14 protein-coding genes are annotated in these 17221 nt (G+C 68.2%); 12 read left to right on the forward strand and 2 right to left on the reverse strand.

What is annotated here, in order from left to right; genetic code table 11:
* Positions 1–195 precede the first annotated feature (195 nt).
* The 12 genes from BUR94_RS14150 to BUR94_RS14205 all read left to right on the forward strand — a co-directional run bounded on the left by BUR94_RS14150 (position 196) and on the right by BUR94_RS14205 (position 14549).
* Positions 196–1212, forward strand: a complete 1017-nt coding sequence (locus BUR94_RS14150) for a TRAP transporter substrate-binding protein (protein WP_074256839.1) — start codon at positions 196–198, stop codon at positions 1210–1212.
* Positions 1213–1356: 144 nt separating this feature from the next.
* Entirely contained in the window at positions 1357–2169 is an 813-nt protein-coding gene (locus BUR94_RS14155; RefSeq protein ID WP_074256840.1) for a TRAP transporter small permease subunit, read from the forward strand.
* Positions 2170–2172: 3 nt separating this feature from the next.
* Positions 2173–3765, forward strand: coding sequence for a TRAP transporter large permease (locus tag BUR94_RS14160; protein ID WP_074256841.1), 1593 nt, complete (start codon positions 2173–2175; stop codon positions 3763–3765).
* Positions 3766–3841: 76 nt separating this feature from the next.
* Positions 3842–4930, forward strand: coding sequence for a mandelate racemase/muconate lactonizing enzyme family protein (locus BUR94_RS14165; protein ID WP_074256842.1), 1089 nt, complete (start codon positions 3842–3844; stop codon positions 4928–4930).
* Between the two features lie 11 nt (positions 4931–4941).
* Positions 4942–5883: a phytanoyl-CoA dioxygenase family protein gene (locus tag BUR94_RS14170; RefSeq protein ID WP_074256843.1), complete on the forward strand. Its 942-nt coding sequence runs from the start codon at positions 4942–4944 to the stop codon at positions 5881–5883.
* Between the two features lie 47 nt (positions 5884–5930).
* Positions 5931–7421 carry a UxaA family hydrolase gene (locus tag BUR94_RS14175; protein ID WP_074256844.1) on the forward strand — a complete coding sequence of 497 codons (1491 nt, stop codon included), beginning with the start codon at positions 5931–5933 and terminating at the stop codon, positions 7419–7421.
* A complete protein-coding gene (locus BUR94_RS14180) occupies positions 7418–8482 on the forward strand; it encodes a Gfo/Idh/MocA family protein (protein WP_074256845.1) in 1065 nt (354 codons plus the stop codon). Before BUR94_RS14175 ends, BUR94_RS14180 begins: the two co-directional genes overlap by 4 nt.
* Position 8483: 1 nt before the next feature.
* Positions 8484–9602, forward strand: a complete 1119-nt coding sequence (locus tag BUR94_RS14185) for an NAD(P)/FAD-dependent oxidoreductase (protein ID WP_074256846.1) — start codon at positions 8484–8486, stop codon at positions 9600–9602.
* 25 nt (positions 9603–9627) lie between these two features.
* Complete coding sequence (locus BUR94_RS14190) at positions 9628–10521, forward strand: NAD(P)-dependent oxidoreductase (RefSeq protein ID WP_074256847.1); 894 nt, start codon at positions 9628–9630, stop codon at positions 10519–10521.
* A complete protein-coding gene (locus tag BUR94_RS14195; protein ID WP_074256848.1) occupies positions 10518–11240 on the forward strand; it encodes an SDR family oxidoreductase in 723 nt (240 codons plus the stop codon). Before BUR94_RS14190 ends, BUR94_RS14195 begins: the two co-directional genes overlap by 4 nt.
* Entirely contained in the window at positions 11237–12154 is a 918-nt protein-coding gene (locus BUR94_RS14200; protein ID WP_084193049.1) for a DMT family transporter, read from the forward strand. The genes BUR94_RS14195 and BUR94_RS14200 overlap by 4 nt, the downstream gene beginning before the upstream one ends.
* A 211-nt stretch (positions 12155–12365) precedes the next feature.
* On the forward strand, positions 12366–14549 hold the full coding sequence (locus BUR94_RS14205; protein WP_074256849.1) for a S8 family peptidase: 2184 nt from the start codon (positions 12366–12368) through the stop codon (positions 14547–14549).
* A gap of 23 nt (positions 14550–14572) precedes the next feature.
* Here BUR94_RS14205 and BUR94_RS14210 read toward each other — a convergent pair whose 3' ends face one another.
* Together BUR94_RS14210 and BUR94_RS14215 are read right to left on the reverse strand one after the other, a co-directional pair.
* Positions 14573–15307, reverse strand: a complete 735-nt coding sequence (locus BUR94_RS14210; RefSeq protein WP_074256850.1) for an SDR family oxidoreductase — start codon at positions 15305–15307, stop codon at positions 14573–14575.
* Between the two features lie 48 nt (positions 15308–15355).
* A complete protein-coding gene (locus BUR94_RS14215; protein ID WP_074257740.1) occupies positions 15356–17137 on the reverse strand; it encodes an IlvD/Edd family dehydratase in 1782 nt (593 codons plus the stop codon).
* Between the last annotated feature and the right edge of the window lie 84 nt (positions 17138–17221).

A 17221-nucleotide genomic window follows, 5' to 3' on the forward strand; every position in this document is an offset into this window, starting at 1 on the left:
GTATGCTGCGAAATCAACCACCAAAAAGTGCCTCTCCGCCAAATTTGGTATACCAAAACCCGTTGATTGTCGACATGGCTTCCGGTAGCTTCTCGCGGGATGGTATGCCATCTGTCGATGCGCGTTGGAGGATGCGCAGTAACGAAAAGCGGCTCTCCCCGGGGAGGGGCAATGCCGCGCAGGGAGGATAACTCTATGAAACTTTCGACCGTTTTCACGACGGCCGCTGCCGCTGCGCTCATGGCGGGCGCCGTGTCGGCCGATCCGATCACCCTTCGGATCCAGACCCACTATGCCACCGAGCATCCGACCGGCCAGGCGCTCGCCACCTGGATCGATGACGTCCAGACCATGTCGGGCGGCGATATCACCGTCGAGATGTTCTACTCCTCGTCCGTGGTCGCCACCACCGAGACCTTCGACGCCGCCATCAACGGCATCATCGACTGCGACGCCACCGGCGGCGCCTACCAGACCGGCAAGAACCCCGCGTTCCAGTTCGTCGGCGACATCATGGGCGGCTACGACACCCCCTGGCAGCAGTACTCCTGGCTCTACTACGGTGACGGCTACGCCGCCGCCCAGGAGCTCTACAACGCCCAGGGCATGCAGCTCATCGGCTGGTCGATCTACGGCCAGGAGTCGCTCTCGTCCTCCAAGCCGCTGGCCGGCTTCGAAGACCTGAAGGGCTGGAAGTTCCGTTCGCCCCCCGGCATGGAAACCGAGATCTTCGAAAAGCTCGGCGCCTCGCCGATCGTGATGGACTTCACCGAGATCTTCACCGCGCTGGAAACCGGCATCATCGACGGCGCCGACGCTTCGGGTCTGGCCAACAACGTGGGCCTCGGTCTCTACGACATCGTGAAGCACGCCACCTACCCGGGCTTCCACTCCATGCCGTCCGACCACCTCGCCTGTAACCAGGCCGTGTGGGAAGGCATGACCGAGCAGCAGCGCCGGATCATCGACACCGCCTGGCAGAAGCTCAGCTTCCAGATCGCGCTGGCGAACGAGAAGGCCAACGCCGAGGCCGCCGCCGAGCTCACCGCCGCCGGCGTCACCCTCTACGACTGGTCGCCGGAAGACCGCGCCGAGTTCCGCAAGGGCGCCCAGGCTGCTTGGGAAGATTGGGGCACCCGTTCGCCGGAAGCCGCCGCGCTTCTCGCCAGCCACAAGACCTACCTCACTCAGCTGGGCCTGATCAGCGAGTAAGCATCTCGCGGGGCGCGGCTCTCGTGCCGCGCCCCGCACTCTGCCGAGCCCCGCACGCCGGGGCTCATCCTTCTTCGGGCAGAAAAAACTTCGGGCAGAAGAAAACAACCAACATCGCAACATGACCGCTTGGGGAGGTGCGCCATGTCTGAAATTCTCCATAAGGAAAGCGTCTGGCTCGGGGGGCTGAGAAAGCCCGTCAGAACGGCCGCCATCGTCTTCACCGGCATCGCCGCCCTGGTCTGGGCCTGGCTGGTGCTCAACCAGATCTTCGTCGATGGCGCCTACGGGATGCACGAGATGATCCGGCCCGCCGGCAAGCCGATCGTCTGGGTCATGCTCGTCTCGGCCTTCCTGTCGATCCTCTTCGCCTCGATCTACCTGTCGGACTTCATCGGCCCGATCGAGGACAAGCCTGCAGGCTTCTTCGACATCCTCTCCCTGGTCACCTCGCGGATGGCGATGATCATGATCGGCCTGATCGTGATCGTCATGTTCTACGAGGTGGTCTCGCGCTACGTCTTCTCGCGCCCGACCCTCTGGGCCAACGAGCTCTCGCTCTGGATCGCGGGCGTCGTGTTTCTCTTCGCGGGTCAATACGCGATGCAGCAGCGCAGCCACATCCGCATCTACGTGATCTACGACGTGATGCCCCGCTGGATGCAGAAGACCGCCGACGTGATCTCGGTCGGCCTCATCGTCGGCTTCACCGTCGCGCTGGTCTGGGGCGGCTACACCGACGCCAAGACCCGGCTCCTGCGGATGGAAACCTTCGGCACCGCCTGGGATCCGCCCATTCCGGGCACCATGAAGGCCACGATCCTCTTCATCATCGTTCTCGTGACCATCCAGGCCGTGTCGAACCTGATCGCCGACTGGAACAAGGCCCCCGAACACCACACCGACGAGATCGACGAGCTCGAGATCGAAAACATCCGCAAGACGCTGGAGGGCTGATCCATGGTCGATATCGGAACTCTCAGCCTGCTGGTCCTGGCGGGCATGTTCATCCTGCTTGCCATCGGCATGCCCCTCGGCTTCGCCTCCGCCTTCCTCGCGGTGGTCACGCTGATCCTCAAGTTCGACGTCGACATCCTGTTCCGCGACTTCGGGCGCGGGCCGTTCTCGGTGCTCGGCCAGGCCGTCTATCGGCAGATGACGAACTACGTGCTGATCTCGATACCGTTGTTCATCTTCATGGCCGCGCTGCTCGAACGCACCGGCATCGCGCGCGACATGTACAACTCGCTGAACGTCTGGCTCAGCCGGATGCGTGGCGGCATCGCGGTCGTCACCTCGGTCATGGCGGTCATCATGGCCGCGATGTCGGGCATCATCGGCGGCGAGGTGGTGCTGCTGGGCCTCATCGCGCTGCCCCAGATGCTGCGGCTGGGCTACAACCAGAACCTCGCCATCGGCACCATCTGCGCCAGCGGCTCGCTGGGCACCATGATCCCGCCGTCCATCGTGCTCATCTTCTACGGCCTGGTGACGGAAACCTCGATCAAGGCGCTCTTCACCGCCTCGTTCCTGCCGGGCTTCATGCTGGCCTCCTTCTTCATCGTCTACATCCTGATCCGCACGCGGCTCAATCCGTCGCTCGCGCCGCTGCCGCCGGAAGACCCGACTGCCGTCAAGGGCTCCGAAAAGGGGATGCGCTTCCTCGGGTTCCTCGCCTACTTCGGGCTCTGGATCACCGGCGTGCTGTTCCTGCGGGCGGTGTTCTTCTGGGCCACCGGCGAAGGCTACGTGACCGAGGGCGTCGACCCGATCGCGCTCGGCATGGTCTACCACATGCCCTGGATCGCCGGCGCCTTCGGCCTCTGCCTCGCCGCGGTGTTCCTCGTCGGCCGGGAGCGCACCCGCGAAGGCTGGGAGATGGGCAAGGGCCTCGTCGCGCCGGTCATCGTCATCGGCGTGGTGCTGGGCTCCATCTACATGGGCATCACCGGCATCACCGAGGCCGCCGGCATGGGCGTGGTGGCGGTGTTCACCATCTCCGTCCTGCGCCGCGAGATGACCTTCGACATCGTCTGGGACAGCCTGATGCGCACGCTCAAGTCCACCGGCACGATCATCTGGGTCACCATCGGCGCCGCGGCGCTCGCGGCGGCCTACACCCTGGCGGGCGGGCCGACCTATGTGGCCAACATGATCGTCGCCGCCGAGCTGCCCACCATGGGCATCATCCTGATGATGATGCTGATCTTCCTCATCATGGGGATGTTCATGGACTGGGTCGGCATCGTGCTGCTGATCATGCCGGTGTTCCTGCCCATCGTGCTGAAGCTGCCGGTGGAGGAACTGGGCTACCTCGGCGGGCTCGACCCGCGCCACGTGGCGGTCTGGTTCGGCGTGCTGTTCTGCATGAACATGCAGGTCAGCTTCCTGTCGCCGCCCTTCGGGCCTGCGGCCTTCTACCTGAAGTCCGTGGCCCCGCCGCACATCACGCTGACAGCCATCTTCCGCGGTTTCCTGCCCTTCATCTGCCTCCAGCTCTGCGCTCTTGCGGTGCTGCTGATCTGGCCGCCCATCGTGACGGTCTTCCTCTGAGGCCCTGACACGTTCGCCGGGGCGGCCCAGCGCCGCCCCGGCCCTCGACCTTCGGCCGCAAGGAGCGCTCACTTCCATGGCCAGCATCAGCCGTCTCCAGGCCGACCATTACATCATCCCCCTGCCGCAGGTGCTCGAAGACTCGATGCACGGCGCGATGGAGAATTTCGAGGTCATCACCGCCCGCGTCACCGATGCCGACGGGGCCGAAGGGGTCGGCTACACCTACACCTGCGGCGTGAACGGCGGCGCCATCGCCGACATTCTCACCCGCGAGATGGCCCCCCGCGTTGCCGGGCGCGACGCCGACCTGATCGAGGCGATCTGGAAGGATCTCTGGTGGGCCTGCCACTACGGCGGCCGCGGCGGCCCCACCGTCATGGCCCTCTCGGCCCTCGACATGGCGCTGTGGGATCTCAAGGCCAGGCGCGCAAACATGCCGCTCTGGCGCCTGCTGGGCGGCTACGACCCCCGCGTGCCCTGCTACATGGGCGGGGTGGACCTGCACCTCTCTCCCGCCGAGCTGGTCGAGCAGACCCACCGCAACCTCGAGGCCGGCCACCGCCACATCAAGATCAAGTGCGGCCGCAACGCGCTGCGCGAGGATGTCGCGCGCATGTCCGCCATGCGCGAGGCCTTCGGCCCCGACATGCCGCTGATGACCGACGCCAACATGAAGTTCACGGTCGATGGCGCCATCCGCGCCGCCCGCGCATTCCGCGAGTTCGACCTGACATGGTTCGAAGAGCCGATCCCGCCCGACGATCCGGCAGGCCACGCCCGCATCCTCTCCGAGGGCGGCGTGCCGCTGGCCACCGGCGAGAACCTCCGCACCCTCTGGGAGTTCAAGACCCTCTTCGACAGCAAGGGCATCTCCTACCCCGAGCCCGATGTCACCGGCTGCGGCGGCGTGACCGGCTTCATGAAGATCGCCGCCCTGGCCGAGGCGCACCACCTGCCCGTCACCAGCCACGGCGCCCATGACGTGACCGTGCACCTCTTGGCGGCGGCCCCGAACAGGAGCTATCTTGAGATGCACAGCTTCGGGCTGAACGACTACATCGAAACCCCGCTTACCGTGGTTGAAGGCCATGTCACCGCGCCCGAAACCCCGGGCCACGGCGTCGCCTTCGACTGGGACAAGCTGGAAGCCTGCCGCGCCTGAGGAGGATCGCCATGCTCACCCAAAGCCAGATCGACACCTTCAACACCGAGGGCGTGCTCGTCGTCGACAACGTGCTGCCCGGCGACACGCTTGCGGCGGTGAAAGCCGAGTATGCCGAGCTGATGGACCGGCTCTATGACGGCTGGCACGCCGAGGGCAAGGTGCCCGCCCCGGAGGGCATGGACTTCTGGCAGAAGCTGCTGGTGAGCTACGAGAAGGGCTGCGCCTGGTTCCAGCCGATGGACATCTCGCTCCCCGGCGGCGAGATCGAGGCCGACACCCCCTTTCACTTCGGCCCCGCCGTCTTCGACATGCTCACCTGTGGCCGCCTGCTCGACATGGTCGAAAGCCTGATCGGCCCCGAGATCACCTCCAACCCCATCCAGCACGTGCGCCTCAAGCCGCCGTCGCGCACCCTGCGCGCCGGCGAGACCACCGCGCACATGATGGCGACCGACTGGCACCAGGATCGCGCCGTGGCCCATGCCGAGGGCGACAACACGCAGATGGTCACCGTCTGGCTGGCGATCTCCGATGCCACGCTGGAGAACGGCTGCCTCCAGGTCGTGCCCGGCAAGCCGCAGATGTATCCGCACTGCCCGCAAAGGCAGACCTCCATCGCCAAGGGCCTGCTCGACGAAAGCAAGGCGCGGCCCCTGCCGGTAAAGGCGGGCGGCGCGGTGCTGTTCCACCCGCTCACGCCCCACGCCTCGCTCGACAACGTCTCGGACACCTTCCGCTGGTCCTTCGACATCCGCTACAACGTCACCGGCCAGCCCACCGGCCGCGCCCATTTTCCCGATTTCATCGCCCGCTCGCGGGCCCGCCCCGAGACCGAGCTGAAGGATTGGAAGACGTGGAAGAAGATGTGGCTCGATTGCCGCGCCCGCCTCGCCCCCGCGCCCCTGATCCCGATCCACCGCTGGGACGGCAACGCCCCCGTCTGCGCCTGATCCACCCCTGTAGGGTGGGCAATCTGCCCACCATCCCCGGAGCTTACATGAACACCGTCCGCCTCTCCCCCGCCGACAACGTCGTCACCGCCATCGCCCCCCTCGAAGTGGGCCAGGAGGGCGCCAGCCAGCTCATCCCGCGCGGCCACAAGATGGCAACCGAGGCCATCGCCAGGGGCGAACCCGTGCGCAAATACGCCCAGATCATCGGCTATGCGGCAGAGGACATCGCGCAGGGCGCCCATGTCCACACCCACAACCTCGAGTTTCGCAATGTCGATACCGAGTATGAATTCGCCACCAACCTCCGCCCCGTGGAGCCCGTGGCCACGCCCGACACCTTCATGGGCTACCGCCGCAGCACGGGCCGCGTCGGCACCCGCAACTACATCGCGCTTCTGACCTCGGTGAACTGCTCCGCCACCGCTGCCCGCCAGATCGCCCAGCATTTCACGCCCGAAAGGCTCGCCGCCTATCCCAACGTCGATGGCGTGGTGGCCTTCGTCCATGGTACCGGTTGCGCGATGGGCGGCGACGGCACCGGCTTTCAGCTGCTCCAGCGCACCCTCTGGGGCTATGCCCGCAACCCCAATGTCGGCGGCGTGCTGATGGCGGGGCTGGGCTGCGAAGGCATGCAGATCGACTGGCTGCTCGAGGCCTACGGCCTCACCCCCGGCCCGCTCTTCCAGACGATGAACATCCAGGACGTCGGCGGCCTGCGCAAGACCGTCGAGCTGGGCATCGCCCAGGTCGAGGCCATGCTGCCCGAGGTCAACAAGGCCCGCCGCGAGGAATGCCCCGCCTCCGAGCTGATGGTCGGGCTCGAGTGCGGCGGCTCCGACGCCTGGTCGGGCATCACCGCCAATCCGGCCGTGGGCCACGCCTGCGACCTGCTGGTGGCCCAGGGCGGCACCGGCGTGCTGGCCGAAACGCCCGAGGTCTACGGCGCCGAGCACCTCCTGACCGCCCGCGCCAAGGACCGCGCCACCGGCGAAAAGCTCATCGAGCTGATCCACTGGTGGGAAGACTACACCGCCAGGGCGGGCGGCTCGATGGACAACAACCCCTCCCCCGGCAACAAGAAGGGCGGGCTGACCACGATCCTCGAAAAGTCGCTCGGTGCGGCCTCCAAGGGCGGCACCACGCCGCTGATGGGCGTCTACAGATACGCCGAGCCGGTGACCGAGAAGGGCTTCACCTTCATGGATACGCCGGGCTACGACCCGGCCTCGGTCACGGGCATGATCGCCGGCGGCGCCAACCTCGTCTGCTTCACCACCGGGCGCGGCTCCGCCTTCGGCTCCAAGCCCAGCCCCTGCATGAAGGTCTCCTCCAACTCGGTCCTCTACGAAAAGCAGACCGACGACATGGACGTGAACGCCGGCCGCATCCTCACCGAGGGCGCCTCCGTCGAGGAGGTGGGCCGCGAGATCTACCAGATGTGGCTCCGCATGGCCTCCGGCGAGAAGACCAAGTCCGAGCTGCAGGGCCTCGGCGACTACGAGTTCGTCCCCTGGCAGGTCGGAGCCGTGATGTGAGCGCGGCCCTCCCGCTCTGCATCATCGGCGCGGGCGCCATCGGCATGCGTCACGTCGAGGTCGCCAGTGCCTCGCCCGATGTGACCATCAGCGCCATCGTCGAGCCCCACGCGCCGCGCCGCGCCGAACTGGCGGCGCAGGGCCTGCCCATGGTGGCAAGCCTCGCCGAGGTGCCCGAGGGCACCCGCGCGGCGATCATCGCCTCGCCCACCAACGATCACTTCGCCACCGCGCTCGCCTGCCTCGAGCGCGGCTGGCACGTGCTGGTCGAAAAGCCCATCACCACCACACCCGGCGAGGCCCGCAGGCTCGAGGCCGAGGCCAAGGCGCGCGGCCTCCACCTCATCACCGGCCACCACCGCCGCTGCCACCCCTACACCCAGCAGGCCCGCGCCGCGCTCGGCACGCTGGGCCGGCTCGTCGGCCTCTCCGGGCACTGGTCGCTGCGCAAGCACAACACCTATTACGATGTCGAGTGGCGCCGCTCTCCCGGCGCCGGGCCGGTGATGACCAACCTCTGCCACGAGGCCGACCTCCTGGCCTTCCTCCTCGGCCCGATCACGGAAGTCACGGCGCTCACCTCCAACACGGTGCGCGGCCATGTCATCGAGGATACCGCCGCGCTGGCCTTCCGCTTCGAGAGCGGCGTGCTCGGCAGCTACTTCGTCTCCGATGCCGGGGCCTCGCCCTGGTCCTTCGAGGCCAGCAGCTCCGAAAACCCCGACATCGCCGGCTCCGGGCAGGATTACCTGCGCTTCACCGGCACCGAGGGCGCGCTGGAGTTTCCCTCGCTCACCCGCTGGGGCGCCTCGGCCCCCGGCGAGGTCGAATGGCGCAAGCCGCTCGCGCGCACCCCCGGCCCCGAGACCCCGCGCATCGACCCGCTGGCCGAGCAGCTCCGCCGCTTCGCCGCACTCTGCGCCGGTGGCACCGATAACGTGCTCTGCACCGCCGCCGAGGGCCGCGCCGCGCTCGAGGTCACCCTGGCCACCCTGCTCTCCGCCCGCGAGAGCCGCCCGGTCGCACCCGGCGAGGTGCCCGACGATTTCCGGGGGCACTGACATGGCCCGTCGCAAGCGCATCGCCATCGCCGGGCGGGGGCTGATCGGCGCCGCCGCCGCCCGCCACGCGGCGCTCGCCGGCCACGAGGTCACCCTCATCGGCCCCTCCGAGCCCGAGACCTGGGCCGATCACCCCGGCCCCTTCGCCTCGCATTACGACGAGGGCCGCATCACCCGCGCCAACGACAGCCGCGCCTATTACGTCGAGGCCGCCATGGCCTCCATCGCCCGCTATGCCGAGATCGAGGCGCAGAGCGGCATCTCCTTCTTCACCGAGGCCGGGGCGCTCCTGGCCGGGGCGGCAGGCTACATGGGCGAAGTCGCCGCCAACCGCACCCGCTTTGCCGTGGCCTCCGACCTGCTCGACGCCCCGGCGCTGGCCCGGCGCTTTCCCTTCTTCGCCCTGCCGTCCGACTGGACCGGACTCCACGAGGCCAGCGGCGCCGGCCACATCAGCCCCCGCCGCCTCGTCGCCGCGCAAACCGAGGCCGCCCGCCGCGCCGGCGCGCGGGTGATCGACGCCGAGGTGATCCACGTCGCCCCCGGCCGTCTTCGCACCGGCCACACCGATTTCGAGGCCGAGGAAATCATCGTGGCCGCCGGCGGCTGGACCGACGCGCTGCTGGGCCGCGCACCCACCCTCCTCGTCCGCCCCCGCACCGTGGCACTGGCCGAGATCGGCCAGGCCGAGGCCGCCCGCCTCGCCGCCATGCCTTCGGCGGTGCTCGACACCGAGAACGGCGCCTACATCCTGCCGCCCATCCGCTACCCTGACGGCAAGCTCTGGCTCAAGATCGGCGGCGACTGGCAGGACGACCGGCTAACGACGCAATCCGAGATCAACGCCTGGTTCCGCGCCGGCGGCGCGGCCGCCGTGCGCGACCGCCTCGCCGACCAGCTCCGCCAGTTTCTCCCCGGCCTCGCCTGGGAGAGCCTCCGCATGGCCCCCTGCGTCACGAGCTGGACCGCGACCGGCACCCCCGAGATCGCCCGCCTCTCCGCCGGGCTCACCCTCGCCACCGGCGGCAACGGCGCATCCGCCAAATGCTCCGACGAGCTGGGCCGCCGCGCCACCGCCATCGCCACCGGCCTCGCCGCCACCGAGGCCGAGGCCTCATGACCCCCCGACAAGAAGGACCGACCTCATGACCAAACCCCGTATCGGCTTCATCGGCATGGGCCTGATGGGCCGCGCGATGGTGGAATGCCTGCAGGCCGCCGACTACCCCGTGACCGTGCTCGGCAACCGCGACCGCACCGGCGTCGAGGAGGCGCTCGCCCGTGGCGCCACAGAGGCCCCCGATGCCGCCGCGCTCACCGCCGAAGCCGATATCGTCATGCTTTGCGTCGGCACCTCCGAGCAGGTCGAAAGCCGCGTCTACGGCCCCAAGGGCGTGCTCGAATCCGCCCGCGACGGGCTGGTGGTGATCGACTTCGGCACCTCCCTGCCCGCCTCCACCAAGAAGATCGCCGCCGATCTCGCCGCGCGCGGCGCCGCCTACCTCGACGCGCCGCTGGGCCGCACGCCCGCCCACGCGCGGGAGGGCAAGCTCAACATCATGGCCGCCGGCGACCGCGCCGCCTATGACAGGGTCAAACCCGTGCTCGACACCCTGGGCGAGAACGTTTTTCACCTCGGCGCCTCCGGCAACGGCCACACCATCAAGCTCATCAACAACTTCTTTGCCATGACCACCGCCTCGGCCATGTCCGAGGCCTTCGCCCTCGCCGAAGCCGCCGGCATCGACCGCAGCGCGCTCTACGATGTCATGGCCGCAGGGCCCAACCACTCCGGCATGATGGATTTCATCCGCAACTACGCGGTGGACGGCCAGATCGACCTCGCCTTCTCGGTCGCCAACGGCGCCAAGGACGTGGGCTACTACCGCCAGATGGCCACCGACCTCGGGCTGCACTCGCGCATGTCCACCGCCGCCGACGCCACGCTGCGCGAGGCGCGCGACGGCGGCGCGGGCGAGATCATGGTGCCCGAACTGGTCGACTGGATGGACAAGAATCTCGGAAAGGAACCGAAATGAGACTCGCAGGCAAAAAGGCCTTCGTCACCGCCGCCGGCCAGGGCATCGGCCGCGCCACCGCCGAAACCCTCGCCCGCGAGGGCGCCGAGGTCACCGCGACCGACCTGAAGGCCGGCCTGCTCGACGGGCTGGAGGTCGCCCACAGCTTTGCGCTCGACGTGCTCGACCCCGCCGCCCTGACCAGGGCCATCGAGGCGGCCAGACCCGACGTGCTGGTCAACTGCGCCGGCTGGGTCCACGCCGGCACCGTTATGGAGGCCACCGACGACGAGTTCGACTTCGCGATGAACCTCAACGTGCGCTCGCAGTTCCACGCTATCCGCGCCGCCCTGCCGCACATGCGCAGCCAGGGCGGCGGCGCCATCGTCAACATCGCCTCGGTGGCGTCGTCGATCATGGGCGTGCCCAACCGCTTCATCTACGGCACCTCCAAGGCCGCCGTGATCGGCCTCACCAAGTCGGTCGCCCGCGATTGCATCACCGACAAGATCCGCTGCAACTGCATCGCGCCGGGCACCGTCGACAGCCCCTCGCTGCACCAGCGCCTGCGCGACACCGGCGATTACGAGGCCGCGATGAAGGCCTTCGTCGCCCGCCAGCCGATGGGCCGCATCGGCACCGCCCAGGAGATCGCCGACCTGGTGCTCTACCTCGCCTGCGACGAAAGCCGCTACCTGACCGGCCAGTGCATCACCATCGACGGTGGCATGACCCTGTGAGCGAACCCCTCCCGAGAGAAGAACGCACCACCGCGGGCGTGGCCACCATGCTGCTGGCGGTGGTGTTCTTCATCTGCATCGACACCTCCGCCAAATGGCTCACCCTCTCCGGCCTGCCGGTGCTGATGGTGGTCTTCGCCCGCTACTTCGGCCATTTCACCTATGCCTGCCTCATCTACATCCCGCAGGAGGGGCTGGGCTGCTTCCGCTCGCGCTCGCCGCTCAAGCAGTTCCTGCGGAGCTGCTTTCTCTTCGGCTCCACCGTGCTCAACTTTTTCGCGCTGAAATACCTGCCGATCACCGTGACCACGACGATCATGTTCGCCGGGCCCATCGTGGTCACCCTTCTGGCCATCCCGCTGCTGGGCGAAAAGGTCGGCCTGCGCCGGTTTCTTGCCGTGGCGACGGGCTTTCTGGGCGTTCTGGTGGTGATCCAGCCCTGGAGCGCCGAATGGCACCCGGCCATGCTGTTCTCGCTCGCCGCCCTGCTCATGGCCTCGCTCTACTTCGTGATGACCCGCATGCTCGCCGGGATCGAGACCAACGCCACCCAGCAGGTCTGGTCCGCCGGGATCGCCTCTCTCGTGCTCGCGCCCTTCGCCTTTTTCGCCTGGACCTGGCCGGAAACCACGACCCAATGGGTCGTGCTCTTCGCCATCGGCTTCTTCGGCATGTTCGGCCACATCCTCGCCACCACCGCGCACCGCTGGGCCGATGCCTCGATCCTCGCGCCGATGGTCTATTCCCAGATCTTCCTCGCCGCGATCTCGGGCATCCTGGTCTTCGACACATGGCCCACGATCTGGACGCTGGCAGGCGGGCTCATCATCATCGGCTCCGGCCTCTACATCTGGCAACGCGAGCGTGCCCTGCGCAAACGCCAGCTGATGAACGCGGCCCACCCCAAGTACTGACCCTGCGGCCAGCCGTTGCCGGGCTGGCCCAGAATTCTCCTTAAGATTGTCCCATTCTCCTGTTCGGATACGCACAGAGCACGTAAGACAGATCGGCCAATGACTGCAGAACGCAGCCGCGAAAGAGCCGGCACGAACTGAGGCAGAAGGGCTAATGCCGATGGCACGCAATCTTGTCAGAGCCGCATCGCGCGGCACGGAATCCGATCACTTGTCCGCACGCTCGGTGCTCTGGCGCACCGTCGCGGTCTTCCTGATGCCCCTCGCCCTCGCGGGATGCGGCGGTGGCGGCGGCGACGACGACGATACGAGCGGCTCCGGCGGCGGCAGCTCCTCCTCATCCAGCTCCTCGGGCGGCACGGGCAGCAGCGGCTCCTCAGGCGGGTCGGGCAGCTCGATCCTCGCCAGCTATTTCGTCGAGAGCTTCGAGGCCTTCCGCACCGCCGCCCAGCAACGGATCAACAGCAATCCCCGCTACCTGCGCCAGCAGAACACCTGGTATACGGACGACGACAACAGCGGCGGGCTCAGCGCCGGCGACCGCACCTACAGCACCTACCCGCTGAAAAGCTCGGGCGTCTACTGGGCCCATGCCGCCGGGCTCACCGGCGCGGGCCAGATCATCGGCATCATCGACGACGGGCTGCTTGCCGCGCACGAGGCCTTCGCGGGCAAGTCCGTCAGCACTGCCGCAGGCTCCGGCGTGGGCGATCACGGCACCACCGTCGCCTCCGTCGCCGCAGGCGACTCCTCCTACATGATCGGCATGGCTCCGGGCGCCGACCTCGCCTTCGGCAGCTACAACACCCACACCACCCGTGCCGCCGGCACCCGCCTGGCCGAGAGCCTCGGCGCCGTGGCGCTGAACAACTCCTGGGGCTTCGTCAACACGCCGGTGACCACCACCAATTTCAACGCCGTCTTCGCCGGCACCGCCGGGCAGGATTACCTCGCCGCGCTGCGCAGCTACAGCAGCCAGGGCGTCGTGATCTTCGCCGCCAGCAACGACGAGACCGACACGCGCGCCGATCTGATGGCCGCCCTGCCTCATCTCCAGCCCGATCTCGAGCCCGGCTGGCTCGCCGTGATCAACGGCGCGGTCACCATGAGCGGGGATGACATCATCGCCGCCGAGCGCATCTCGGCCCCCTGCCTCGAGGCCGCCGCCTGGTGCCTCGCCGCCGAGGGCACCTGGGTGGGCGCAACGGCCACCAGCACCTCCAGCTACGAGCTGAACACCGGCACCTCCTTCGCCGCACCGATGGTCGCAGGCGCCATGGCGATCCTCGCCGAGGCCTTCCCCGACATGTCGCCCCACGACCTGCGCATCCGCCTTCTGGCCTCCGCCGACAACCAGTTCGCGGGCTTCACCGCCAGCGGCTCGGTCGAGCTGGTCGAGGGCTTCACCCACGACATCAGCGACGAGTGGGGCCACGGCTTTCTCGACGTGCAGGCCGCGCTCCTGCCCATCGGCCCCACCGTGGCCAGCATGGCCGACGGCAGCAGCCACGACCTTTCCGAGCCGCTCGTGATCGAGGGGGCCGCCACCGGCGATGCCGTGGCCCGGGCCCTGCGCGGCGTCACCCTCGCCGCCTCCGACGCGCTCGATGCCCCCTTTGCCATCGCCGCCGAAACCCTCGCCGCCCGCCGCGCCCCCACCTCGCTGGCCACCCGCCGGCAGCGCGAGTGGCGTCAGAACGATCACCTCGAGTGCTGCGCCACAGCCGAATGGTTCGACACCTCCCGCACCCTCTCGCTCTCGCAACACGACAGCTTCCTGCGCCTCGCCCTGCCCGATGACAGCGACGAGGCCGGCAGCTTCGGCATGACCCTCGGCCGCGCCTTCTCGGGGGATGTGGTCGATGTCTCCCTGCGCCTCACGCTGGGCCGCGACGAGGGCGATCTGCTGCCCAGCTGGTATTCCGGCGGCGGCAACACCATCGTGGCCGCCGAGCTCGGCCTCGGTACCCAGATCTCCCGCCAGAGCCGCATCGAGCTCTCCGCCAGCCTCGGCGCCGGCTTCGCCAACGGCAACACCGATGGCGTCTCCTCCGGCACCGCCCGGCTCAACGCCGCCAGCGCCGCTCTGGTCTCGCGCGACGTGTTCCAGCGCGACGACAGGCTCACCCTGCGCATCGGCATGCCGGTCGCGGTCACCGGCGGCAGCACCAACGTGACCCTGCCGGTCGCCACCCGCAGCGGCATCACCAGCTTTCAGGATATCGAGATCGACCTCGCCCCGAGCCACCGCGAGACCCGCTTCGGCGTGGAATACGAGGTCAACGTCGCCCAGGGCACCGACATGGTCTTCGCCGCCATGCACGCGGAGAACTTCGGCAACGTCTCGGGCCAGCGCAACACCGGCGTCTTCCTGGGTCTGCGCAGCCGGTTCTGACCCGGCCGCGCAGCGCGCCCGCGTCAGCCGCGCCCGATGAAGGGCATCGCGCTGGCCATGACGGTCATGAACTGCACGTTGGTCTCCAGCGGCAGCTGCGCCATGTGCAGCACCGAGGCGCCCACGTGGTCCACGTCCATCACCGGCTCCACCGCAATCGAGCCATCCGCCTGCGGCACGCCCTTCTGCATCTTCGCCGCCATCGGCGTCAGCGCGTTGCCGATGTCGATCTGCCCGCAGGCGATGTTGAAGGCCCGCCCGTCCAGCGAGAGGCTGCGGGTCAGCCCGGTGATCGCGTGCTTGGAGGCGGTGTAGGGCGCCGAGCCCCAGCGCGGCACATGGGCGCTGATCGAGCCGTTGTTGATGATCCGCCCGCCCTGCGGCTGCTGCTTGCGCATCACGCCAAAGGCGGCGCGCGCCACGATGAAGGAGCCGGTCACGTTGATGTCGATGAGCTTGCGCCAGTCGTCCACCGCGATCTCGTCGATCATCGCGCCGCCCAGGCTCACGCCCGCGTTGTTGAACACCGCGTCAACCCGGCCCCAGGCCTTCACTGCCTCGGCAAAGGCGGCCTCCACGGCCGCCTCGTCGGTCACGTCGCAGGGCAGCACCAGCGCCTCGCGCCCGCCCGCCGTCTCCTCCAGCGCGTCCCTGCGCCGCCCGATCAGCCCGACGCGCCAGCCGGCGTCAAGGAACGCCTCCGCCGTCGCCCGCCCCACGCCCGAGCCGCCGCCCGTGATGATGATGCTCCTGGCCATGTCTCTCCCCGTCTGTTCACTCTGTAGGGTGGGTGTAACCCCCCACGCCTAATGGTTGTCGCGCGGCAGCGCCTCGCGCACCTTCTGGTAGGCCGTCGCCAGTTCCAGGCATCCGCCCTGCGCGAGCTGGCCCACATGGGTGCGGTAGATCTCCTGCCAGGGTGTCTGGCTCTCGATCTTCGGCGGGCTCCAGGCCTCCTTGCGCGCCGCCCACTCGGCCTCGTCCACCACCGCATCCATCCGGCTGGCGCCGAGGTCGAGGCGCACCGTGTCGCCGGTCTCGAGGAAGGCAAGGCCCCCGCCCACCACCGCCTCCGGCGAGGCGTTCAGGATCGACGGGCTCTCGCTCGTGCCGCTCTGCCGCCCGTCGCCTACCGTCGGCAGGTGGTTGATGCCCTGTTTGATGAGCGCGTCCGGCGGCTGCATGTTCACCACCTCCGCCGAGCCGGGGTAGCCCACGCAGCCAACGCCCCGGATGAACAGGATGCAATGCTCGTCGATTTCCAGCGACGGATCGTTGATCCGGTCGTGGTAATCCTCCGGCCCTTCGAACACGATGGCCCGCGCCTCCAGCACACCCTCGCGGCCCGGCTCGCTGAGGAACCGCTCCTGGAAATCCTTCGAGATCACGGAGGTCTTCATCAGCGCCGAGTCGAAGAGGTTGCCCGACAGCACCTTGAACCCCGCCTTCTCGCGCATCGGCGCGGCGCAGGTCTTGATCACATCGGTGTCCTGGCTCTCCACGCCCGCGAGGTTCACCCCCATGGTGTTGCCCGTGGCGGTCATCGCACCCTCGTGGATCCGGCCCACCTTCATCAGCTCGCCCATCACCGCCGGCACCCCGCCTGCGCGAAAGAAGCTCTCGCCCAGGTATTCGCCCGCCGGCTGCATGTTCACCAGCAGCGGCGCGTCAAAGCCCACGGTCTCCCAGTCCTTCACATCCAGCTCCACGCCCGCATGCCGCGCAACCGCCTGCAAATGCGGCGGCGCGTTGGTCGAGCCGCCGATCGCGGTGCAGACCACGATCGCGTTCTCGAAGGCCTCGCGGGTCAGGATGTCGGAGGGCTTCAGGTCATCCAGCACCATCTGCACGATCCGCTTGCCGGTCTCGTAGGCCATGTTCATCCGCTCGCGGAACGGCGCGGGAATGGCGGAATTGCCGGTGAGGCTCATGCCCAGCGCCTCGGCCATGGCGTTCATGGTGCTGGCCGTGCCCATCGAGTTGCAATGCCCGAGGCTCGGCGCCGAGGCGCAGACCCGCCCCATGAACTCGTCATAGTCGATCTTGCCCTCCGCCAGCAGCCGGCGGCTCTCCCAGATGATCGTGCCCGAGCCCGCCCGCTTGCCCTTCCACCAGCCATCCAGCATCGGCCCTCCGTTGAGCGCGATGGCGGGGATGTCCATGGTCGCCGCGCCCATCAGCATGGCGGGGGTGGTCTTGTCGCAGCCGGTGGTCAGCACCACGCCGTCGATCGGGTAGCCGTGCAGCACCTCGACCAGGCCGAGGTAGGTCAGGTTCCGGTCGAGCGCCGCAGTGGGCCGCTTGCCGGTTTCCTGGATCGGATGCACCGGAAACTCCATCGGAATCCCGCCGCCATCGCGGATACCGGCCTTGATCCGGTCCATCAGGAACACGTGGATCTTGTTGCAGGGCGCGAGATCCGAGCCCGAATTGGCGATCCCGATCACCGGCCGCCCGCCCTGGATCTCCTCCCGCGTGAACGCCTGGTTCTGGTAGCGCTCCACGTAAAGGGCCGTCATGCCGGGGTTGTTGGGGTTGTCGAACCACTCCTGGCTGCGAAAACGCTTGTTGGCGCGGGTGTCACTCATGGCTGGGTCCTCCGTCGCGCGCAGGGCCTCCTCGCCCCGCGACATGCTTGCGGCAACTTCGACGTTTGGTATACCAAATGCAAG

Source organism: Vannielia litorea (assembly GCF_900142295.1).
GTDB lineage: Bacteria > Pseudomonadota > Alphaproteobacteria > Rhodobacterales > Rhodobacteraceae > Vannielia > Vannielia litorea.